Genomic DNA, 22,779 nt, shown 5'->3' with positions numbered 1-22,779 from the left:
ATGCGATTATTATTCCCTTGTTCTACTACGAAAAGAGCGGTAATAGCCCCAGTCATTGACTTGCAAAGCCTGAGAAAATGACAGGAGCCTAAACTTAAGACTATTAGAAAGTCCCATGAATCATTACTCTTTTTTTATGAAGGCCGGAAAGGTTATTGCTATCGTTACACCAAATGAGCAAGAGACCCAAAAGCTAATTGCTGCCGGATATGAAAAGCAATTTGAAGAGATTGAAGCCGTTTCAACAGAAAAAGCGCTTGAACGCTTTGCTAATATTCGCGGTGAAGAGGTTAAAAATATCTACGCACTTACAGGCTCTGATATTTTGCTTGGCATTGTTGGTGCATTTGCCATGGTATTTAAATAAACAATAAGCTCTGTAGGTATATTTTCTGTAGCTATCTCTGAAAAAACACACAGTTTCATATAAAGTGTAAATGGTACTCTAATGGTATAAATTTTAAATAATTTAAAATCAACATTTAGCTTTTACCCAATTTCATAGAGGTAATGTATGCAATGGTTAGCCGACTACTGGTGGATAATTTTACTCTTATTGGTAGGTATTATCTGGAATTCAGTCAAAGAAATGATGAAATTGGACCCCAAAAAATTTTTAGATAACAAGCCTGAAATCCCTCCGCATCAGGATAATAACCATCTTTGGGATGATGAAGACGATTGGCCTAAAGACAAGAAGAAATAACTTTTTGCTTTATCTCCGCTAACAGCGTGGGTTGGTATTGTTTTACCTGTATACCAACCTCTTCTCTTACTCGTTGTAGCCATTGCTTTTGCCCTGTTATACCAACATCTGCGCAAATCTGTGCGATGGGTTCACATGACACCAAATGCCGTCTGAGAAGCGAAAGCCCGTTTTTTTCTTCCTTCAATAAACGCAGAATCGCACTTTCACTCGCGGAAATGGGCCGTTTAAACTCACTAAACCCGATGAGTTCAACCCAATCATCTGTCGTTAATTGCTGCTGTGAGTCTGTTGTGAAAGCAAACTCTTGTAAATCACTGCGCCAATATAGGTCACGTTTTAACCGTAACTCCCCCTGTTCACAAAGTTGGTATGCACGGTTTGAAATAGGTAAAATAGCCATCGCGGTAAAACAGCCACTACTGGCTTCTTTATGCGAACCTATTCGTATTAACCGAAAGCCCGCTTTTTGCCAAAATGCCACTAAGTCTGGTGTTAGCCCAAAACTAACAGATATAAAGTCCAAGCCTTGCTCTGTGGCGAACACTTTTTGTTTTGCTAGCAGTGTTAAACCAATTTGGCGCCTACGGTGGTTCGCATCAACGGCAATACGCATCACTCGGCGAGATAGCCATTGTGCCGCAATGGGGAAATAACTATGAGCTGCTAAAGATTGGACAACTAAATTTCCTCTTGGTCGACGAAGCCCAGCCCATATTTGCCAGCTCAATGATTCGGTTAACTGTCCTTCATCTACCATCCATAATGCACCTAAATAGGCACAATCATGAGACTCGGTTTTTGCCACCATAAAATGTTGTTGCTGAGCATCCAATAGTCGTCGTAAATCTAATGGTGACGTTCGATAATGTGCACTCATCAATAAGCCATAAAACGCTTTTAATTGCTCATTATTTTCCGCTAATGATGCCTGAGTTAACGCTTTATATTCAGTATTTCCAGCAAGAACCGTTTGAGTGGTGGGTTCTTGCAGCAATAAAGCCTCATTGACCCACAATTCTAAGGGATCATTAGCCGCATAGCGCATTGGGTTATCAAGTTGTAGTAAAGTGAAATGGGCTAAACTTGCACAGAACTTTAGCGTAAATCCACGCCCTGTTCCTTCATAACCATCGACTGTCGTAGTTAATAAAACTCGGGGAAAATACCCCACCAGCTCACGTAATATATAATTAGGAATAGCAGAAGCTTCATCGATGACTAGCCAATCTGCTGTTATTTTTTCATTGCGGCGGCAGTACGCTAATAAGTTATCAGGGGACCAAAAATTAATCTTTTGTCCTGCGTGCCGACTTAAAACTTCCATCGCCACTTTGGCGGGAGCACAACACCAACTCTCTCCCATAAATTGTTTTATTAACATCCCAGCTATTGCAGATTTTCCGCGCCCTCTCGGGGCTATCAAGCCCCAAATGCCATGTTTTGCTTTTAATAATTGGCTAATTATTTGTTGCTGCTGTTCTGTTGGCTGGCCTGTCGGTGCTTGCCATAATGGTTTGTTATTTAGTAATGAAAAATCAGGCTCATCTCCTTGTTTATAAAATAAAATATCGGAAGATGTTTGGAAAGTCCGTTGCAAATGGTGAACAAAATTCGGTGTCGGAATTAGACCCAATTGTTCATTCCAACGTAGGCTGTCTAGATCAGCATTTGTCGCCCACTCAGTTTGAGGTGCAGTACATAAAACTAACAAGCTCCCTGCTTTTAACGTGCCAGCAAGCATGGCTAGGGCTTCACTATGAAAACCTTTACGCGCATCAAAGATGCCATGTAAAAATTCACGGCCCAATAATAGATGTGCATTTTCTGGGGAAACCCCTTGTGGCAAATTCGCTGAAATGGTTAACCAGTCGCCATCAATGGCTGTCCGAAGTTCGTTGAGTTGCTGTTCCACCCACGCACTGTCACCAGAAAGAACCATAAGACGACGCATGCCAACCATATGTAGCTGTTCGATAATAACAGGAAGCAATTTCACCATCGTAATACTATGATTTACCAATTAATAGTGACAAGATCCCGGCAGCAATTAAAGGCCCTACAGGAACACCACGGAATAAAGCAACACCAATAACAGTTCCAACAAGTAAGCCTGCAACAGTAGAAGGTTGATGGGACATTAATGTGACACCTCGGCTACCTAACCAAGAAACGGCGATCCCGATGACAATTGCAAGAATCGATTTCCAATTCAAAAATGAGCTCAATACTTCATTTGCCGTTATTTTACCGCTCGCAATTGGCGCCATAACACCGATAGTTAAGATAAGTATCCCAATGGTTAAGCCATATTTTTCAACCCATGGAAAATAATTATTCAATGGTGTTATTCTGACCACCAATAAAAATAACATCGCAAGAGTGACTGTCATATTATGACTAATGATACCTAACCCGGCTAATACCAGTAAAATGATTAATGTTGGATCAACATGACTCATAGATTTATCCCTGTAAAACGCATAATTATAATTTATTAGCAGCAAATAGACTGATTTAAAAACATGTTATTGGCTCATCATCAAAGAAGCAAATATTAACGCCAACTCTTTTTATTTTTACGGTAACGATATTTTCATTAATAAAAAACCTTACTATTTCCGCACAATTTATTAACTCAAGTGCGACATTTTAGCTGTTCTTTATTATCTATTTAATACTTTTCAAAAGAGGTCTTCTTAGCATATTTCACGGTGACAAGCCGAATTGTACATAAAATTAGCATGGCAATACAGATAACTCCCATCGCCACCAAAACTTAAGCTAAATATTCGGAATATTCATCACTGTTTATTTTTTTATTTCTGCATTTTTTTTTATATTTATCATCATAAAAACCAACTTGTGGTGCCTTTTGCTGAAGATAGTCCTAAATACCTTTACAACCAGACAATCCATCTCAATTACGTATAATAATCACCAATAATTAATACAGAAAAATCATAACTTAGCATTATTTATAATTTTAATGATTTACATGGTTGTGCGACGCTCTGCGCAAGCACAATGATTAGGATTAACAATATGAACCAATCTTTATCCCCCTTTTCAAACGCTCGTTTTATTGCTATCCGCTTAGTGCCTGGAGAAGATGCGCTTTTAGCATTAAAACGAAAAATTGAGCAACACGGCCTACAAGCTGCATTTATTGCCAGTAGCGTCGGCAGCTTAACTCATGTCGCACTGCGTTTTGCAGGACAAGAGAACACGTTTCACACAACAGGCAAATTCGAAATTGTTTCATTAATTGGCACTTTAGATGCTAACGGCGAACACCTGCATTTGTCTGTCTCTGATGAAGAAGGGAAAGTTCTCGGTGGCCATATGATGCCGGGTTGTACTGTTAGAACAACATTAGAGCTGATTATTGGGGAACTTGAAAAAGTTAATTTCACTCGTGAACCTTGCCCTTTGTCTGGTTATGAAGAGCTTATCATCACTTCTCGCTAATTTTATTATTCCATTACTGTAAGGAATGACTTTGTCATGAGTAAAACGTCGATTATTTCTAGTCGTACACTGACTTTAATTGTTTTTTCTATTGCTATTAATATGGTTATTGGCCAATTAAGCTCAATGTTAAAACTGCCGATATTCCTAGATTCTATAGGAACATTAATTTGTGCATTATTAGCAGGCCCTTGGGTTGCACTATTGAGTGGATTATTAACAAATCTATTATGGGGTTTACTCAGCGGCCCAATTGCAGCGGCTTTCGCCCCTGTCGCGATGATGATTGGCCTGAGTGCTGGGTTATTAGCTCGCGCAGGTGGTTTTCGCACCTTACCAAGAGTGATTTTATCCGGTGTTGTCATTACTTTTGCGTTGATGATCGTTGCTGTTCCCATTCGCACTTACTTGTTTGCAGGAACAACCGGTAGCGGCGCTGACTTTTTTGTCGCGTATTTTCATGCTGTTGGCGATAACTTATTAGAATCGGTGGCAATTACAGTATTAGGCGCCAATATTGCAGATAAAGTCGCATCAGCCATTATTGCTTGGTTATTGGTTCGACAATTACCAGAACGTGTCCAACGTAATTATCCAAATATGGCTAAGGTCCGTTAAATGCATCCATTTACCTCGCTGACAATTTGGTTTTGGCTCAGTGTAAGCTCGCTTTTCTTACCATTGAGCTGGACATTAATTCTGCTAGGTTGCAGCACATTTGGTGTTTTATTATTTTGGCGGCCCGCACGCCACCGATGGAAAATAGTTGCGTGGATTATGCTTCCCATGGCGGCAGGGCTTTGGTTAATTCATGGTGGCTGGCTAGCTCAGCTATTAACCGGAGCCACATTAAAAAATAGCCGCCCTGAATTTGCGTTGGCATTGTGGTTTAAGTTATTAACGATTATTAGCGCTTCTCAACTTTGGCTGCAGTATGTACCGACTGAACGTTTCATTCGTGCTTTGTTTGCAAGCCGTTTACCTGCAAGTTTTGCATACCTACTCGCAGGCCCGTTATTACTTGCAGAACAATTTCGCCAGCAATTAAACACTATCCGTGAAGCCCAATTAGCGAGAGGCGTTCCTCTTGATGGGCGCTTTTGGCAACGTGTTATATCGTTACCTGCCCTATTATTTCCACTTGCCAGTAATACCTTAAGTGAACTAAGTATTCGTGGAGCCGCATTAGATATGCGTGGTTTTCGTTATTGTGCCAAACGCACCACATTAAACCCGCCTAGAGATAGCTCTCTCCAAGCAGTACTTAGATATGGGTTAGTTCTGTTAATTTTCATTGAAGGTGGTCTCTCTCTGTGGTGGTAAATCTACAACAAATGCGCTTCATTCCACAAGGTGCGGAGCAGTCCCTATTAGGGCCGATTGATCTTCAGCTAAACGCAGGCCAATGGCTATGCATATTTGGCGGTAACGGCAGCGGAAAAAGCACATTAGCGCAAATACTCGCCGGTTGGCACAATGACCTCATTCAGGGGAAAATCGAAGGAACCGCAGAGATATTACGAGCGCCCTTAGCTGACAACTCCGTGGTTCAGGTGTCTATATCACGCCAACTAGTTCAGCAATCCCCCCAATTACAACTTTCAGGCTGCGCGTTTACCGTTGAACAGGAAATTGCGTTCGGGCCTGAGAACCTCGGTTTAACACCCGACGAAATTAGTGAGCGAGTTGAGCTTGCCATTGAACTGACGTTTTGTAGGGCACTGCGAACGCGCCATCCTGCAACCTTGTCAGGCGGTGAAGCGCAACGAGTGGTGTTAGCAAGCGCATTAGCGATGCAACCCAAACTCCTGTTACTTGATGAAGCCTTTAGTCGGCTCACACCGAGTGCAACACAACGCATCTTAACGCAATTACAACGCTATACAGAACAAACAGGCTGTAGCATTATTTTTTTTGAGCGCAACTTATTACCAGCCACCAGTTTCTGTGACTCATTCCTTTTGCTGAGTACGGGTAAAACCTTTTTAGAGGCTGGGAAAATGGTCGCAACAGGTGGTTTAAATGATGTTTTTCTTGATGCCATTGAAACAATCAATATGCCAGATGCTTGGCGTGCGGTAGGTGAACTGCTCAAATTAGGGTATTGGCAAGGAAATATTCCCCTCGATGAAGCACAATTGCTACAGATGTTTAAGGAGCGATATGTTACAGCTTGAAAACCTGAGTTATCGTTGGCCAAGTTCAACTATTGATAACATACAATCTTTATCTCTATCTATTCACCCTGGTGAATGGGTCGCTGTAGTTGGGGATAATGGTGCAGGTAAATCAACGCTATTGCGCCTTTTAGCGGGGTTATTGCGCCCAACACAAGGTGATATTCGGCTTGATAGCCTCCCGCTTAATCTTCTTTCCTCCCCACAAAGAGCTAACCATATTGGGATCTTATTCCAAGAAGCTGAGAAACAAATTTTTCATAGTTGTGTACGTGATGAAATTGCTTTTGGTTTAAAACGCCAAAAACATCATAAACGTGATATTCAAGCGCGAGTACAGCAAGCACTTGAAATTTGTCACTTATCCGATGTGGCGGATAAACACCCTTTAGATTTACATGCAGGCCAACGCAGGATGGTTGCTGTTGCCTGCTTAGAGGCTGTTTCACCTAAACTATTGCTACTTGATGAACCAAGCCGTGACTTTGATGCCTTTTGGATGCGAAAATTCGAAGATTGGCTGACATTACAACGCGAAAAAGGGGTAACTGTCGTTTCGATTAGCCACGATCTTGATTTTGTCGCCCGCCATTTTCAGCGTGTAATACATCTATCAAATGGTAATCTAATCGCTGATGGTCAACCACTGGAAGTATTAGGTCATCCAGAGTTACAAGTTGAAAGCCCACTTCCCGCACCGACATTGATATCACTTAGTCAGCAACTACAAATAAATACTACTGATACCACTCTTTCATCATGGATCACACATTTTATTAACCAACAGTCACGCCCGATTAATAACTAAAAAAATAGCCTGCAATGCAGGCTAAAATCTCATTCAAATTATAGGAAATTAATTAATCTAACTGCACGCCAATACGGCGGGCGACCTCTTCGTAAGCTTCAATTAAACCACCAAGGCTCTGACGAAAACGGTCTTTATCCATTTTATTCAGTGTTTCTTTGTCCCATAAACGGCTACCGTCTGGGGAAAACTCATCCCCTAAGACAACTTGGCCTTTATACAAGCCGAATTCCAGTTTAAAATCGACTAAAATTAACCCTGCATCTGCAAAAATTTTACTGAGCACTTCATTGGCTTTGTAGCTTAGCTCACGCATTTTAGCCAAATTTTCTTTACTCACCCAACCAAAAGTCTCACAGTACGATTCATTCACCATCGGGTCGTGCTTGGCATCGTCCTTTAAAAATAAGTCAAATAAAGGCGGGTTTAACACCATGCCTTCTTCAACACCTAAGCGTTTTACCAGTGAACCCGCTGCACGGTTGCGGATCACACACTCAACCGGCACCATATCTAACTTTTTCACTAGAGCTTCTGTGTCAGACAATAATGCTTCCATTTGCGTTGGAATACCGGCTGCTTCTAATTTGCTCATAATGAAATGGTTAAACTTGTTATTTACCATACCTTTACGGTCAAACTGCTCGATACGCTCACCATCGAGTGCTGATGTATCATTACGGAACTCCAGAACCAGTAGATCAGGATCCTCTGTGGTATAGACTGTTTTTGCCTTACCACGATACAACTCAGCTTTCTTTTGCATCTTACACACTCCAGGGATGTGATTAAACTAAACAAAAATCAACCTGCACAGCAGATTCAGATAAGTAACAGAAGAACAAAAACCATTCAAATGGCCTATTCATTGTTAATTTTCTGCTCTGTTTCAGTCAGTTACTGAAATTCACCATATAAAACGCTAACTAGCTGATATTCAATATTTTATAATTGACTGCTAATCATGATAATAAAATTCCGGAGCGGACGCAAACGATTACTTAACCATAAATACTGATTTTTTGTCCATTTGTTTTAAGTGAAAACATGAAAGATAAAATTAGCCTTCCAGAGAAGGAAAATTGAAACTGATGGAATGCTAATTAATAATTAACTAAGCATATAGGTTACGATAAGCATTAAATAAACAAAATACAGAGCTGATAACCACCAGCCTATGCGTATGAAGCTTAATATCTTTACCCCAATACAAACCCATCCAATTTAAATAAAAAAAACCGCAGCTTGTATTTAAGCTACGGTTTAATTCGTCATCTAAAAATGTTGAATTATTGCTTTTTGGCTGGTGCTTTACTAAACGCCGCTTTCAGTGCAGCAACCATTTCATCATTTTGTTTTTGTGTTAAAGGAACACCTTTGGTGGTGATAAATTGCAGTGTACTACGGTTATTTAAATCACCGACCTGCACTTTATAATCCGCTTCTGGCACAGTTGGGTCATCAATGCCCAACGCCTGCCATTCTGAACTGCTTAAACCTTTATAAGTCACCATCACAGAACCACTTGAACGTGTACGGTCACCCACTTTCATGCCAACACTTTCTAAGGTGTGTGGTAAGCGTTCCCATACTGCATCAAATGGCGCACGAACAACAACTAAAGGTAAGCCAGTATCATCACTACCTGTTTGAACATCAATGATACCATAAGCATTTTGGATGCTATTTTTGTTTGAAGTATCACGCAACGTATATAAGTTATCGGTTAATTCATTCAATAACAGTTTGTTATAACGTTGAGTTTCGACAACATCGGTAATGGTCTCACCACCTTGACGTAAGCCTAAGCTGGTTACCGTTAACGCCATCATACCATTTTCTGGTTGCACTGTTACTTTATGGCGACTCTCAATCGGTACGTTTTCATCTGCACGATCCCATTTGACCCAATCGGTTTCAATTGAGCGAGAACCATCATCTTTAGATGAAACTGGAATACCTCTTTGCTCTAAGATCATCGTAACTTGTGACCAAAGTGCACTATTTTCAGGTGTATTTTCTAGCAACAAACGACTTGCTTGAGCGCTATCCTCTGTACGAGAACCCGCTAATTGCGAAATTGTCAGTACTGGCGGACGAATGTCTAACGCTTTCCCTATTGCCCCTGTTGATGTGGCTTTAGGGATATCATACTCACCATTTTGTTCTGGTAATGTCAGCCCTTGTGGCACATTCAACACTTTCAATGGCGCAGCATTGAGATATTCCTCATCACCACTGACCTGACGTTTATAGCGCTGATCGCTGGAGCAGGCTGCCAGTAACACGACAAGTGACAGGCCAGCAACCTTCATAACCTTCGATTTTTGCAATAATGTTGCCATTAAAATTCCCTAAATTTTACAGTAACCCAGCGAGTTTCAAGGCTTCCTCAACTTTTTGCTGGCCCGAGGTGGTTAACGGTGTCATTGGCAACCGTAATGTACCATCTGCAATCAGGCCTAAGCGATGACAGCCCCATTTCGCTGGAATTGGATTTGGTTCAACAAATAACTGAAGATGAAGCCCCATCAGTTTTTTATTTAATTCACGCGCCTCAGTATATTTGCCTGCAAGCGCTAAGTCACACATTTTTACCATCTGTGGTGCCGCAACGTTGGATGTGACTGAAATAACGCCTTGACCACCCAGTTGCATGAAATCAAGTGCTGTTGCGTCATCACCTGTTAACAGTACAAAATTATCATCAACCAGTTCTTTGATTTGATGAACCCTAGCTAAGTTCCCTGTTGCTTCTTTAATTGCAACAATATTCGCCAGTTTTGCTAAACGCCCAACGGTTTCAGGCAACATATCACAGCCAGTCCGTGATGGTACATTATAAAGAATCTGTGGCAAGCTCGTGTTTTCTGAAATTGCTTTAAAGTGTTGATATAACCCTTCCTGAGAAGGTCTATTATAATAAGGTGTTACCGTCAGGCAAGCAACTACACCACTGTTTTCAAACTCATTTGTCAGCGAAATAGCTTCAGCTGTCGCATTTGCGCCTGCTCCTGCAATAATAGGAATACGGCCATCCGCTAATTCAAGTGTCGCTTTCACGACATCCACATGTTCTTTGTGCGTTAAGGTTGCTGATTCGCCAGTTGTACCAACAGAAACAATCGCAGTTGTTCCGCTTTCAACATGATAATCCACCAATTTTTTTAAGCTGGCTTTATCTAAACGCCCCGCCGAATCCATTGGTGTGATAACTGCAACAATGCTTCCCGTTAAAAAATCTTTATAGTTTGCGTTTCCATTAGCCATAGCGATACCCCCTCAATAATTGAACTACCATGTTACTTTTTCATTTCAAAGAAGAAAACCACCCAACAGCAAGAATTTAATGAATTTTGTTAATGCCGAGCACATTAACTTAAATAGAAGTAATAATTCACTGATATTTCTCGCAAGAGTCTATTTCCCCTCTTGGCAGATTGTCTTTTTTATGGTTTCCTTACCTTCATAGTCAGTCAGTTTTTAGTGCTAGAATTTTACTGCTATATTCTAATCAAATGTTTAACTGACATAATTAAAATACTAAGGAATAGACTTTGCCTAAGACTGAACAGCAATTTCTTGTCATTACTGCGCTGGGAACAGATCGTCCGGGCATTGTGAATACTATTACACGGCTAGTCAGCGAGTGTGATTGTAATATTGAAGATAGTCGCTTAGCGATGTTTGGCAAGGAATTTACCTTCATTATGATGCTTTCAGGCAGTTGGAATGCTATCACCCTTTTAGAGGCGACATTGCCACCTAAGGGCGCCGAGCTCGATTTGCTCATCGTAATGAAAAGAACCCAGAGTGTTCAAACAACCTATTACCCATCGACAGTAACAGTGAATGTTGTTGTTGACGATGCACCCCGTATTGTCGAGCAATTCACAAATTTATTCACAACCTCGCAGTGTAATATCGCAGAGCTTGTTTCTAAAACACAACCAGCCAATAATGATATGCCCGCTCAACTGGAGATTCAGATTACTGCACACGACCCGTTGGACGATAATGGCATAATCATAAAAAATAAATTTCAACAACTGTGTACAATGCTAAATGCTAAAGGCAACATAAGTATTGTTAACAACCCCAACATGCAAAGTTAACGGAGATATATGTAATGAACCCATTGAAAGCCGGTGATAAGGCGCCTCAATTTAGCCTTCCTGACCAAGATGGTGAGCTCATCAATCTTTCTGATTATCAGGGTCAGCGCGTATTAGTTTACTTTTATCCTAAAGCGATGACCCCTGGTTGTACTGTTCAAGCGTGTGGTCTACGTGATGAAATGGATACACTTAAAGCGAAAGGTGTCGAAGTATTAGGTATTAGCACAGACAAACCAGAGAAACTGTCTCGTTTCGCTGAAAAAGAGATGTTGAACTTCACTTTATTATCAGATGAAGACCACCAAGTATGTGAGCAATTTGGGGTTTGGGGTGAAAAACAATTCATGGGGAAAACCTATGATGGGATTCATCGTATTAGCTTCCTCGTTGACCCTACTGGGAAAATAGAACACGTCTTTGACAATTTTAAAACCAGTAACCACCACGAAATCGTGCTTGATTACATTAATACACACGCTTAATCGCCACATCTTAGTGCTGTATGCCCCCATACAGCACTATTCCTAACCTAGTTTTGTGATTCCGTTGGCTCTTCCGGCCATACGTGAATGACCGCTTTAATCAGTGTTGCTAATGGGATTGCAAAAAATACGCCCCAAAAGCCCCATAACCCACCAAATATCACAACAGATAAAATAATCACTAGTGGATGCAAATTTACCGCTTCAGAAAACAATAAAGGCACAACAACGTTGCTATCCAAACCTTGGATCACTAAGTAAACTAACATTAGGTACCAAAATTCACTGCCGATACCGAACTGAAAGAGCGCAACAATAACCACTGGGATCGTGGCCGCTACCGCACCAATATAAGGGATTAATACCGCTACTCCGACAAGCACCGATAACAATACGGAATAGCGCAAGTCAAAATAAGCAAAACATAAATAGGTCGCCACCCCAACAATCACCATTTCTGTTACTTTCCCTCGTAAGTAGTTGGTGATTTGTTCATTCATTTCGACCCAAACTTTGCCCACTAACAAACGATTTTTGGGTAATAACTTAAGAAAGCTTTTGCTGATACGTTCTTTATCTTTTAAAAGAAAAAATGTCATCAAAGGCACTAGAACTAAGTAAACCGCCAAAGTAAAAATACCAATTAATGATGCAACTGACGCTTTAACCACTGAGTCTGCAATGCCTGACATGCGGCTACGAAGGTTATCTGCCATCATATCAATAATGCCAACATCCACTAATGCGGGGTATTGCTCTGGTAATTTCTGTGCGAATTCATTGAAACGGTTAACCATATTTGGTAGATCGGCCATCAAATTAATCCCTTGCTGCCATGCCGTCGGCGCAATAATTAAAATAACCATGGCACTTATTCCAGCGAATAAGGTCAAAATAATGCCGACAGCAACTGAACGAGATAACCCTATACGCTGTAATAAATTGGTTGGCCATTCAAGTAAATAAGCTAAAGCAATTGCCGCCAGCAATGGAGCCAGTATACTGCTGAAAAAGAAGATGATCACAAACCCCGATACGAGTAATGTAAAGAGGGCTATGGCTTGTGGATCAGCAAAACGCCGACGATACCACTGTAAAAACAATTCCAGCATTTATTGCTCCTGGGGGAATTAGTGCAAAGGACAGTTCCTAAAGTAACGAAAATTATACCGAAGAACAGATTTTACGATAGCTTTTGCTATCATGTGTTTTAAACTTTTCGCGTTTTTAGGTGCCTTACTTAAACATACCCGAAATAAAGTCGGTACTTACCCTAAATTTAAATGTTGTATGGGATACTCACGTTTCATGAAGAAAACTTTAAAATATCCATTATTGGCTTTCATGATCGCTGCGCTAATGAACGGTGCAGTTTTACCTGCTTATAGCGCAATTGAAGATACCTTACCCGATATAGGAACGACGGCGGGAGGCACTCTTAGCATCAACCAAGAAATTATTATGGGAGACGCAATCACACGCCAAATACGAGCCAGTACCCCTCTTATTTATGACCCACTGTTAACTCAGTATGTTAACAAACTTGGCATGCGCTTAGTAAAAAATGCCGACTCAGTTAAAACACCGTTTAAGTTCTATTTAGTCAATAACCCCAATATTAACGCATATGCCTATTTTGGGGGTAATGTCGTGCTGCATTCCGCATTATTTCGGTACAGCCAAAATGAAAGCCAGCTCGCATCAGTCATGGCTCACGAAATATCTCACGTCACGCAAAGACACCTTGCGCGAATGATGGAAGACCAGAAAAGCACCACTCCTCTCGCGATTGCAGGGACCATTGGTTCTTTACTGTTAGTGATGGCGAATCCTCAAGCCGGTTTTGCCGCTTTAACAGGAACAATGGCTGGGGTTCAACAAGGTATGATCAGCTTTACCCAAGCCAATGAACAAGAAGCTGACCGTATTGGCTTGCAGACATTAAGGCGCTCTGGCTTTGACCCACACGCCATGGCTGATTTTATGCAAACGATGTCAGACCAAACTCGTTATATGTCGAAGCCCCCTGAAATCCTATTAACGCACCCCTTACCGGATAGCCGTTTAGCGGATGCAAGAAACCGCTCTAATCAATATCCTAAAGTGAGTGTGCCATCATCACTGGATTTTATGTTAGCTCGCGTTCGTATTTTGGCCATGTATAGCACCGAGCAAAAACATGCCTTAGACCAAATTATTGAAAATTACGGGAAAGGTTCTGCACAAGAGCAAATTGCGGCACAATATGGTAAAGCGTTACTTCTTTCTCAGGACAAAAAATATGCAGAAGCAGGTAAAATCCTGACAGAGCTATTAGCGAAACAACCTGATAACCCTTGGTTTATTGATAGTATGACGGATATCGATATCGAACAAAATCAAGTTGCTAGAGCAGTTTCGCGTTTACAAAACGCATTGAAAAAAACACCGAAAAATACTGTTTTCATTGTTAACCTTGCCAACGCATTAATTAATAATCATCAATATAAAGAAGCAACAACCTTGTTGAATAAATATACGTTTGATTACCCTGATGACCCGATTGGCTGGGATTTACTGGCTGAAGCGTCTGCAAAGCAAGGTAAACGTACAGAAGAACTCGCCGCTTACGCAGAAGGAATGGCATTACGGGGTAATTATGACACTGCGATTAATTATCTCAGCGATGCTAGCCGTCAAAGCCGTTTAGGCAGCTATGAACAACAGCGTTATGACGCTCGCATTGATGCGCTTAGAAAACTACAATTACGTGACAAAAATGCAAAACCGTAAGGAGTTAAAATAATGACGGATTCGATTAAGATTTACCACAACCCACGTTGTTCTAAAAGTCGTGAAACCCTAGCCCTTTTAACTGATAAGGGTATCACTCCCACGGTGGTCGAATATTTAAAAACACCCCCAACGGTAGCTGAGATCAAAAAACTCCTTAAAATGTTAGGCTTTAAAGATGCTCGTCAATTAATGCGCACCAAAGAAGAGCTGTATAAGGAATTGAATTTAAACGATGACAGCTTAACTCAGGACCAACTCATTAAAGCGATGCATGAGAACCCTAAGTTGATTGAACGCCCTATCGTTGTTAATGGTGATAAAGCACGCTTAGGCCGTCCGCCTGAGCAAGTCTGTGAAATCTTATAGTCACTATTTTGGCAGCTATGCGGCTGCCAACTCGTTTAGTCTACTAAAGTTTTAGAATATCTTTTACGAAAGGGATCGTTAATTTGCGCTGAGCAACGATGGATGCGTGGTCAAGTTTGTTTAAGATATCAAACAAGGTTCCCATTTTTCTATCTAAACGTTTTAATACGAAACGGCACACATCTTCCGGTAATTCGAAACCACGAATACGAGCACGTAATTGCAGTGCCCAAATTTTATCTTCGTCGCTCAGTGGATGCAGTTTATAAATTTGTCCCCAATCAAGGCGAGAGGCTAAATCAGGTAATTTCAGTTCGATTTGCCGAGGTGGCCTATCCCCAGTGATTAATAAACAAGTTCGGCCAATCTCCAAAATACGATTATATAAATTGAAAATCGCCATTTCCCACTCTTCATCACCCGCGATGCACTGAATATTATCAATACAAACGAGTGATAAATGCTCCATACCGTCTAGTACTTCAGGGACAAAATATGCACGTTTATCTAAAGGGACATAGCCTACTGCAATGCCTTGTTCAGACAGTTCAGCACAAGCCGCATGCAATAAATGGCTTTTTCCACCACCTTCTCGCGACCAATAATAGATATAACTACCGTGTGGTTGATTAATAGCAGACTGAATAGCAGACAGCAACGCCCCATTTTCCCCTGCATAAAAGCTTGCAAAGGTTTCATCATCTGGCAGATATAGTGGTAATGAAAGCTGTGATGGTGTGTTCAGAAGCGCCTCTGGCTGTACAAATCAATTTTCATCTAGCAGTTTACCATAAAAAACACGGATAGATGAATAAGAACGGTGAGCAAATGCCGCTCGATCAACCGAACGGCAATAGGAAAAGTCACATGGCTTATTTTTTATTGCTATCAAGCTCTTGCACTTCAGATGTTACAAATTGCTTTTCAGGCCTAACAAACGTTATAAAACGGAACAATAATGCCATAAAGATCCCGACAATCGTCGCCAGTGCCATACCTTTAAGTTCCGCTTGACCGATATGGATAACCGCACCACTAACACCAATAATTAAAATCACTGAGGTTAAAATCAAATTCTGTGGCTTGTTATAATCAACTTTTGAATCAATCAACACACGAATACCTGATGCACCAATTACCCCGTATAATAAGAGTGAAACCCCGCCCATGACAGGAACCGGCACTAATTGGATAGCAGCAGCTAATTTACCAACACAAGATAATAAAATAGCAATAATTGCAGCTCCGCCAATCACCCATGTGCTGTATACCTTGGTAATTGCCATTACCCCAATATTTTCACCATAAGTCGTATTCGGTGTCGAGCCAAAGAAACCTGAAATCACCGTCGAGAACCCATTCGCAAACATTGAGCGATGCAAACCTGGCGATTTCATTAAGTCACGCTCAACAATATTCGCCGTGACCACTAAGTGCCCTACGTGCTCAGCGATAACTACTAAGGCCGCAGGTAAAATGGTTAAAATAGCAAACCATTCGAAGCGTGGTGTATAAAATGTTGGGATAGCAAACCATGGCGCTTCAATAACAGGGGTAAAGTCCACAATTCCCATAAAATAGGACAATGCATAACCCGCTAAAAAGCCAATCAAAATTGGAATTATAGATAAAAACCCACGGAAAACGACCGCGCAGAGAATAGTGACTGATAATGTGGTCAGGGAAATAATTAACGTGTTCGAATCAACCACTGCGCCATCTTTAGGTAATAGCCCTGCCATACCTGCAGCGGTTTGAGCAAGCTCTAAACCAATTACAGCTACGATTGCCCCCATTGCCGCTGGGGGGAACATGACGTTGATCCACCCTCTTCCTGCAACTTTAACAATCAGCGCAACTATACAGAACAACACGCCACAAATGATAAAGCCGCCAAGTGCCAATTCATAACCTAATGGTAATAAAATCAACACAGGGGAAATGAATGCAAAACTTGAACCTAAATAAGCCGGAATTTGCCCTTTACAAATAAATAAGTACAGCAGCGTTCCTATTCCATTAAACAGCAAAATTGTCGCGGGGTTTACACCAAACAGAATCGGTACGATAACGGTTGCGCCAAACATAGCAAACAGGTGTTGAAGGCTCAGTGGGATAGTTTGTAATAATGGTGGTCTTTCTTCAACACTGATGGTGCGACGAGTCATGTGACTTTATCCTCTTTTAGCGAAATGGCTAATCACTGAATAAGCAGTGAGTCTCTACAATTAATCAAAAAAAAGCCGACTTCTCAGTCGGCTTATCATTATTTAGTACCAAATATCTTGTCGCCCGCGTCACCGAGACCCGGAACGATATACCCCTCTTCATTTAAATACTCATCAATTGAAGCGGTATATAATTCAACATCTGGATGCGCAGCTTCTAACGCTTTTAAACCTTCTGGCGCTGCAACAAGGACTAAGATTTTAATCGAGGTACAACCCGCATTTTTTAATAAATCAATAGTGGCAATCATTGAGCCACCCGTCGCTAACATTGGGTCAACCACTAATGCCATACGTTCTTCAATGTTAGATGCGAGTTTTTGGAAATAAGGGACAGGCTGCAGTGTTTCTTCATCACGATAAACACCCACCACACTGATACGTGCACTTGGAATACTATCTAATACACCATTCATCATACCAATACCAGCACGGAGAATTGGTACTACAGTGATTTTCTTACCTTTAATTTGTTCTATTTCTACAGGACCACACCAACCATCGATAGTCACTTTTTCAGTTTCAAGGTCAGCAGTTGCTTCATAAGTCAGTAGGCTACCAACCTCTGAGGCCAGTTCACGAAAGCGTTTTGTGCTTATATCATGATCTCGCATCAGGCCGAGTTTATGTTTAACGAGAGGGTGTTTTACCTCAACGATCTTCATGGGTTTCTCCTACTATTTAAGACGGCGGCGGACAAAAAAATCGCCGGATTATACCTCTTTTAGCTTTGGTTGCCACTAGATAACGCTTGATTTTGGTCAAAACAACAACGATTAACACAATTTTTTTTAGAATTATACCTCATCTCAGTTAAGTTGAAATTGGCTAAACCGCAAATTTGATTTAAATAAAATCATTTATTATTTTTCTGTACGGCTTCTTAGCAATCCCCTTTTTTGAATCACGAGTACTAAAAAAATTTCCAACACAAAGCTATCGCAAACGTTTGCCTAGCCTGTTAGAATAATGTCAATGATGTTATTTTTCTCAAAAATGTAATTGCCTTGGGGGCCGTAGTGACTGATAAAACCTCTCTCAGCTATAAAGATGCCGGTGTTGATATTGATGCGGGTAACGCCTTGGTTGAACGTATTAAAGGTGTCGTAAAAGAAACCCGCCGCCCAGAAGTTATGGGTGGGCTTGGGGGATTCGGTGCATTATGTTCCCTACCGCAAAAATACCGTGAACCTGTTTTAGTCTCAGGCACTGACGGTGTCGGTACCAAATTACGCTTAGCAATGGATTTAAAACGTCATGACTCCATTGGGATTGACCTCGTCGCTATGTGTGTCAATGACCTGATTGTTCAAGGCGCAGAGCCTCTATTCTTCCTTGATTATTATGCAACCGGTAAACTGGATGTGGATACCGCTACTAGCGTGATTACAGGTATCGCAGAAGGCTGTAAACAATCTGGTTGCGCATTAGTTGGCGGTGAAACCGCTGAAATGCCTGGTATGTACCATGGTGAAGACTACGATGTGGCGGGTTTCTGTGTGGGTGTTGTTGAGCGCTCAGAAATCATCGATGGCAGCAAAGTGAGTGCTGGGGATGCCTTAATTGCTTTAGCCTCTAGCGGCCCTCATTCAAATGGTTATTCGCTGGTTCGCAAAATCCTTGAAGTCAGTCAAACCAACCCTGAAGAAACGCTATTAGATGGAAAACCTTTAGCTGATCACTTATTGGAACCAACACGCATTTACGTTAAAAATGTATTAGAGCTGATCGCAAATAGCGATATCCACGCCATTGCACACATAACCGGTGGGGGTTTCTGGGAAAATATTCCTCGCGTACTACCTGACAACACACAAGCGATTATTGACGGCAGCAGCTGGCAATGGCCCGCAGTCTTTAATTGGCTACAGCAAGCTGGTGATGTTAGTACCCATGAAATGTACCGTACCTTCAATTGTGGTGTGGGGATTATTATTGCTCTGCCACAGCAAGAAGTCGAAAATGCACTTGCTCTGCTGAACAAGCTTGGTGAAAACGCATGGCAAATCGGTACAATTGGTGCATTACCTGCGGGTGAAGAGCAGGTTGTGATCCGCTAATGAAAAAAATAGTTGTCCTCATTTCTGGCAGTGGCAGTAATTTGCAATCATTAATTGATAGCTGTCGCTCTGGGGCAATTGGCGCTCAAATTGTTGCTGTTATCAGCAACCAAGCCAATGCTTATGGGCTTGTTCGAGCACAACAGGCTGGGATCCCAGCCTGTTATTTAGATGCGAAACAATATACTGACCGCCAAGCATATGATGCTGCATTACTCGCGCAGGTTGACCAATTCCAGCCTGATTTAGTCGTATTAGCGGGTTTTATGCGTATCTTATCAGCCCAATTCGTCAACCACTTTGCTGGAAAATTACTCAATATCCACCCTTCTTTGCTGCCTAAATACCCCGGTTTACATACACACCGTAAGGCGCTGGAAAATGGGGATAAAGAACATGGCACATCGGTGCATTTCGTTACCGAAGAGCTGGATGGCGGGCCGGTTATTTTACAAGCCAAAGTGCCTATCTTTGAACAAGATAGCGAAGAAGATATTATCGAGCGGGTTAAAGCTCAAGAACATGTGATTTACCCATTAGTTGTTGAATGGTTCATCAGTGGCCGATTAACAATGCAAAAAGGTAACGCTGTGTTAGATAACCAAATTTTACCGCAACAAGGTTATGCTAACGAGTAACCTTCGTGGCAGCGAAAAATATAAACTTAAGGGTGGATATCCACCCTTTTTTCGTCGTATTTCACATGGAAATAACATAGAACGGTATTGAGTTAAACAGCGTCCCCCTAAGTAAAATGAATTATTTTTCAACAAGGTGATCATCTCTCTGTGCTGTGTCATTATTTTATCGTAAATAAATGTTATCCTTGTAATCGAAGAACAACACATTTTTCCTAACTAAATAGAGGTATTTTTATGACAACCGGGCAAGTTCATCCGTTTAGGTTGCGCCCACTTGAACGTGAAGATTTAGCATTCATTCACCAGCTTGATAATAATGCCAGTGTTATGCGTTATTGGTTTGAAGAACCTTACGAAGCTTTTGTTGAATTAAGCGATCTTTACGATAAACATATTCATGACCAGTCTGAACGCCGCTTTATCGTTGAAAATGACAGTGAGAAAGTAGGCCTAGTCGAATTGGTAGAGATTGATTATATTCACCGACGCTCTGAATTTCAGATTATCATTGCACCGAGCCATCAAGGGCATGGCTATGCGAGTCGCGCTGCGCAATTAGCAATGGACTACGCGTTTTCTGTACTAAACTTATATAAACTTTATCTTATTGTTGATAAAGAAAATGTCAAAGCTATCCATATTTATAATAAACTAGGCTTCCATACTGAAGGCGAACTGATCGACGAGTTCTTTGTCAATGGTCGTTATCACACCGCTATCCGTATGTGTATTTTTCAGCAGCAATATTTTACGATGAAACAGCAATCTGCTAATCCAGAAAGTGTTATTACCCAAGATAAAGCAATTAAACAACACATTTAGCTAACTGGCTGGTATCATAGCCACAAAGTAACAAGAGTCTAATATGGAGTTAGAATGTCCCAAGAACGTCTCTATCATGAAAAAGAGTTAAGCTGGCTGTCTTTTAACGAGCGTGTTTTACAAGAAGCAGCCGACAAGCGTAACCCTCTTATTGAGCGAATGCGTTTTTTGGGTATTTATTCCAATAATTTAGACGAGTTTTATAAAGTCCGCTTCGCCGACGTTAAACGCCGTATTTTAATTAATGAAGAACGGGGTTCGGCAAGCGGTGCTCGCCACTTGTTAAAGAGAATTCAGTCAAGAGTTGCCAAACAAGAACAAGAGTTCGATATTCTTTATAATGATTTGCTATTAGAAATGGCGCGCAATCAAATATTCTTGATTAACGAACGTCAAATTTCGCCTCGCCAACAGATTTGGTTACGTCAATATTTCCGGCAGAACCTGCGCCAGCATATTACGCCAATATTAATTAATCCTGACACCAATCTGGTTGAGTTTCTAAAAGATGACTACACGTACCTTGCCGTTGAAATCATCAATGGCAATCACATTCAGTATGCGCTATTGGAAATTCCCTCTGATAAAGTACCTCGGTTTGTTAACTTACCGCCGGAAATGCCAAAGCGTCGCAAGTCAATGATCCTAATTGATAATATCCTTCGCTATACGCTCGATGAAATTTTCAAAGGTTTTTTTGATTACGATAAGCTCAATGCCTATTCGATGAAAATGACGCGTGATGCAGAGTACGACATCGCAACAGAGATGGAATCGAGCTTGCTCGAAATAATGTCATCTACATTAAAACAACGTTTAACCGCAGAACCCGTCCGTTTTGTCTATCAGCGTGATATGCCTGACGAAATGGTTGCTCTTTTACGTGAAAAACTGGGGCTATCCAGCGATGACTCCGTGATTGCCGGTGGCCGCTACCACAATTTTAAAGACTTTATTAATTTCCCTAATGAAGGAAATAAAAACCTATTAAACAAGCCATTACCAAGGCTGCGTCACCGCTGGTTTGATAATTTCCGTAACGGTTTCGATGCCATTCGCGAACGCGATGTGCTGTTATATTATCCCTACTATACCTTTGAACATACTTTAGAATTATTGCGCCAAGCGTCTTTTGACCCGAATGTATTGTCGATAAAAATTAATATTTACCGTGTTGCGAAAGACTCACGCATTATCGATTCCGTCATTCATGCTGCCCATAATGGAAAAAAAGTCACGGTGGTCGTTGAGTTACAAGCTCGATTCGATGAAGCCGCCAATATTCATTGGGCAAAACGGTTAACCGAAGCTGGCGTGCATGTTATTTTCTCCGCGCCAGGGCTTAAAATCCATGCGAAATTGTTTATTATCTCGCGTATGGAAGAAGGCCAAATCGTTCGCTACGCTCATATTGGTACGGGTAATTTTAATGAAAAAACCGCTCGGCTTTATACCGATTACTCGCTACTCACAGCAAATGAGCTGATCACCAACGAAGTTCGTCGGGTATTTAGTTTTATTGAAAACCCCTATCGCCCAGTGACTTTCGATAATTTAATGGTGTCTCCACAAAATACACGGATTCGTTTAATGGCCTTAATTGACCAAGAAATCGAAAATGCACTCGCTGAACGGCCAAGTGGCATCACATTAAAAATTAATAATCTAGTCGACAAAGAATTGACCGACAAACTGTATGATGCCTCCAATGCAGGTGTCAAAATTCGTTTATTAGTCAGAGGAATGTGCTCTTTAGTGGCGGGTCAAGTCGGCTACAGTGAAAATATTCAGGTAACCAGTATTGTTGACCGTTTTCTTGAGCATGACCGTGTCTATGTTTTCACCAATGCGGGTGATGAAAAAGTCTTTATTTCCTCCGCTGACTGGATGACACGCAATATTGACTACCGTATTGAAGTTGCCGTTAGTTTAGTCGACCCGCATTTAAAACAACGGGTATTGGATATTTTAGAGCTGCAATTTAGCGATACCGTAAAAGCACGTTATGTTGACAAAGATTTAAGTAATCATTATGTTCCCCGCGGAAATAAACGAAAAATCCAAGCCCAGCTTGCTGTGTATGATTATTTAAAATCAATCGAAACACCTGATACAAGAGCTTAAA

Annotated in this window: 23 protein-coding genes and 1 pseudogene; 15 read left to right on the top strand and 9 right to left on the bottom strand. The window is 41.2% G+C overall.

The window, feature by feature from the left end; all coding sequences use genetic code 11:
• Nucleotides 1–115 precede the first annotated feature (115 nt).
• The gene (locus tag FVA72_RS10095; RefSeq protein ID WP_004911337.1) at nucleotides 116–367 is read left to right on the top strand and encodes a hypothetical protein; all 252 of its coding nucleotides are present in this window, start codon (nucleotides 116–118) and stop codon (nucleotides 365–367) included.
• Between the two features lie 147 nt (nucleotides 368–514).
• On the top strand, nucleotides 515–706 hold the full coding sequence (locus FVA72_RS10090) for a YpfN family protein (RefSeq protein ID WP_004253577.1): 192 nt from the start codon (nucleotides 515–517) through the stop codon (nucleotides 704–706).
• On the opposite strand, the gene FVA72_RS10085 is transcribed toward FVA72_RS10090, so the two are convergent.
• Both FVA72_RS10085 and FVA72_RS10080 read right to left on the bottom strand, forming a co-directional pair.
• Complete coding sequence (locus FVA72_RS10085; RefSeq protein ID WP_110591796.1) at nucleotides 687–2,708, bottom strand: tRNA(Met) cytidine acetyltransferase TmcA; 2,022 nt, start codon at nucleotides 2,706–2,708, stop codon at nucleotides 687–689. The genes FVA72_RS10090 and FVA72_RS10085 overlap by 20 nt on opposite strands.
• Nucleotides 2,709–2,715: 7 nt before the next feature.
• Nucleotides 2,716–3,168, bottom strand: a complete 453-nt coding sequence (locus FVA72_RS10080; protein WP_004253572.1) for a DUF441 domain-containing protein — start codon at nucleotides 3,166–3,168, stop codon at nucleotides 2,716–2,718.
• Between the two features lie 583 nt (nucleotides 3,169–3,751).
• Between FVA72_RS10080 and FVA72_RS10075 the strand changes: the two genes are divergently transcribed.
• The 5 genes and pseudogenes from FVA72_RS10075 to FVA72_RS10055 form a co-directional block, all read left to right on the top strand.
• A complete protein-coding gene (locus FVA72_RS10075) occupies nucleotides 3,752–4,177 on the top strand; it encodes a PPC domain-containing DNA-binding protein (RefSeq protein WP_110591797.1) in 426 nt (141 codons plus the stop codon).
• Between the two features lie 36 nt (nucleotides 4,178–4,213).
• On the top strand, nucleotides 4,214–4,795 hold the full coding sequence (locus tag FVA72_RS10070) for a membrane protein (protein WP_036957659.1): 582 nt from the start codon (nucleotides 4,214–4,216) through the stop codon (nucleotides 4,793–4,795).
• Entirely contained in the window at nucleotides 4,796–5,500 is a 705-nt protein-coding gene (locus FVA72_RS10065; protein WP_096863898.1) for an energy-coupling factor transporter transmembrane component T, read from the top strand.
• Complete coding sequence (locus FVA72_RS10060; protein ID WP_110591798.1) at nucleotides 5,491–6,354, top strand: energy-coupling factor ABC transporter ATP-binding protein; 864 nt, start codon at nucleotides 5,491–5,493, stop codon at nucleotides 6,352–6,354. The genes FVA72_RS10065 and FVA72_RS10060 overlap by 10 nt, the downstream gene beginning before the upstream one ends.
• Before the next feature lie 52 nt (nucleotides 6,355–6,406).
• Nucleotides 6,407–7,162, top strand: a pseudogene (locus FVA72_RS10055) (energy-coupling factor ABC transporter ATP-binding protein); the annotation flags it as partial.
• 52 nt (nucleotides 7,163–7,214) lie between these two features.
• Here FVA72_RS10055 and purC read toward each other — a convergent pair.
• From purC to dapA, 3 genes are all read right to left on the bottom strand, one after another.
• Complete coding sequence (purC, locus tag FVA72_RS10050) at nucleotides 7,215–7,928, bottom strand: phosphoribosylaminoimidazolesuccinocarboxamide synthase (RefSeq protein ID WP_004911363.1); 714 nt, start codon at nucleotides 7,926–7,928, stop codon at nucleotides 7,215–7,217.
• Between the two features lie 523 nt (nucleotides 7,929–8,451).
• Nucleotides 8,452–9,507: an outer membrane protein assembly factor BamC gene (gene bamC / locus FVA72_RS10045; RefSeq protein ID WP_004253551.1), complete on the bottom strand. Its 1,056-nt coding sequence runs from the start codon at nucleotides 9,505–9,507 to the stop codon at nucleotides 8,452–8,454.
• 16 nt (nucleotides 9,508–9,523) lie between these two features.
• Entirely contained in the window at nucleotides 9,524–10,432 is a 909-nt protein-coding gene (dapA, locus tag FVA72_RS10040; protein WP_004253550.1) for a 4-hydroxy-tetrahydrodipicolinate synthase, read from the bottom strand.
• A gap of 287 nt (nucleotides 10,433–10,719) precedes the next feature.
• Between dapA and FVA72_RS10035 the strand changes: the two genes are divergently transcribed.
• Together FVA72_RS10035 and bcp are read left to right on the top strand one after the other, a co-directional pair.
• A complete protein-coding gene (locus tag FVA72_RS10035) occupies nucleotides 10,720–11,277 on the top strand; it encodes a glycine cleavage system transcriptional repressor (protein ID WP_004253549.1) in 558 nt (185 codons plus the stop codon).
• A 14-nt stretch (nucleotides 11,278–11,291) separates the two neighbouring features.
• The gene (gene bcp / locus FVA72_RS10030; RefSeq protein ID WP_004253548.1) at nucleotides 11,292–11,762 is read left to right on the top strand and encodes a thioredoxin-dependent thiol peroxidase; all 471 of its coding nucleotides are present in this window, start codon (nucleotides 11,292–11,294) and stop codon (nucleotides 11,760–11,762) included.
• 47 nt (nucleotides 11,763–11,809) lie between these two features.
• On the opposite strand, the gene FVA72_RS10025 is transcribed toward bcp, so the two are convergent.
• On the bottom strand, nucleotides 11,810–12,874 hold the full coding sequence (locus FVA72_RS10025; RefSeq protein WP_004253547.1) for an AI-2E family transporter: 1,065 nt from the start codon (nucleotides 12,872–12,874) through the stop codon (nucleotides 11,810–11,812).
• Nucleotides 12,875–13,070: 196 nt separating this feature from the next.
• Here FVA72_RS10025 and FVA72_RS10020 point away from each other — a divergent pair, with 196 nt between their 5' ends.
• Nucleotides 13,071–14,534, top strand: coding sequence for a beta-barrel assembly-enhancing protease (locus FVA72_RS10020; RefSeq protein WP_110592591.1), 1,464 nt, complete (start codon nucleotides 13,071–13,073; stop codon nucleotides 14,532–14,534).
• A 12-nt stretch (nucleotides 14,535–14,546) separates the two neighbouring features.
• A complete protein-coding gene (arsC, locus tag FVA72_RS10015) occupies nucleotides 14,547–14,903 on the top strand; it encodes an arsenate reductase (glutaredoxin) (protein ID WP_094960485.1) in 357 nt (118 codons plus the stop codon).
• Nucleotides 14,904–14,946: 43 nt separating this feature from the next.
• Here arsC and hda read toward each other — a convergent pair whose 3' ends face one another.
• The 3 genes from hda to upp form a co-directional block, all read right to left on the bottom strand.
• Nucleotides 14,947–15,648 carry a DnaA inactivator Hda gene (hda, locus tag FVA72_RS10010; RefSeq protein ID WP_036957653.1) on the bottom strand — a complete coding sequence of 234 codons (702 nt, stop codon included), beginning with the start codon at nucleotides 15,646–15,648 and terminating at the stop codon, nucleotides 14,947–14,949.
• A 127-nt stretch (nucleotides 15,649–15,775) separates the two neighbouring features.
• A complete protein-coding gene (gene uraA / locus FVA72_RS10005) occupies nucleotides 15,776–17,071 on the bottom strand; it encodes a uracil permease (RefSeq protein ID WP_004253542.1) in 1,296 nt (431 codons plus the stop codon).
• Between the two features lie 98 nt (nucleotides 17,072–17,169).
• Nucleotides 17,170–17,796, bottom strand: coding sequence for a uracil phosphoribosyltransferase (gene upp, locus FVA72_RS10000; RefSeq protein ID WP_004253541.1), 627 nt, complete (start codon nucleotides 17,794–17,796; stop codon nucleotides 17,170–17,172).
• A gap of 354 nt (nucleotides 17,797–18,150) precedes the next feature.
• On the opposite strand from upp, the gene purM reads away from it, so the two are divergent.
• From purM to ppk1, 4 genes are all read left to right on the top strand, one after another.
• Nucleotides 18,151–19,191, top strand: coding sequence for a phosphoribosylformylglycinamidine cyclo-ligase (gene purM, locus FVA72_RS09995; protein ID WP_094960484.1), 1,041 nt, complete (start codon nucleotides 18,151–18,153; stop codon nucleotides 19,189–19,191).
• Nucleotides 19,191–19,829, top strand: a complete 639-nt coding sequence (gene purN / locus FVA72_RS09990) for a phosphoribosylglycinamide formyltransferase (protein ID WP_110591799.1) — start codon at nucleotides 19,191–19,193, stop codon at nucleotides 19,827–19,829. Before purM ends, purN begins: the two co-directional genes overlap by 1 nt.
• 237 nt (nucleotides 19,830–20,066) lie before the next feature.
• On the top strand, nucleotides 20,067–20,654 hold the full coding sequence (speG, locus tag FVA72_RS09985) for a spermidine N1-acetyltransferase (RefSeq protein WP_004253538.1): 588 nt from the start codon (nucleotides 20,067–20,069) through the stop codon (nucleotides 20,652–20,654).
• A 54-nt stretch (nucleotides 20,655–20,708) separates the two neighbouring features.
• Nucleotides 20,709–22,778, top strand: a complete 2,070-nt coding sequence (gene ppk1, locus FVA72_RS09980) for a polyphosphate kinase 1 (RefSeq protein WP_004253537.1) — start codon at nucleotides 20,709–20,711, stop codon at nucleotides 22,776–22,778.
• The last annotated feature ends 1 nt before the right edge of the window (nucleotide 22,779 follow it).

This window comes from Providencia sp. PROV061 (assembly GCF_011045655.1).
GTDB classification, from domain to species: domain Bacteria; phylum Pseudomonadota; class Gammaproteobacteria; order Enterobacterales; family Enterobacteriaceae; genus Providencia; species Providencia hangzhouensis.
The sequence above is the reverse complement of the archived record's forward strand: the minus strand, read 5'-3'. Positions and strand labels throughout refer to the sequence as shown.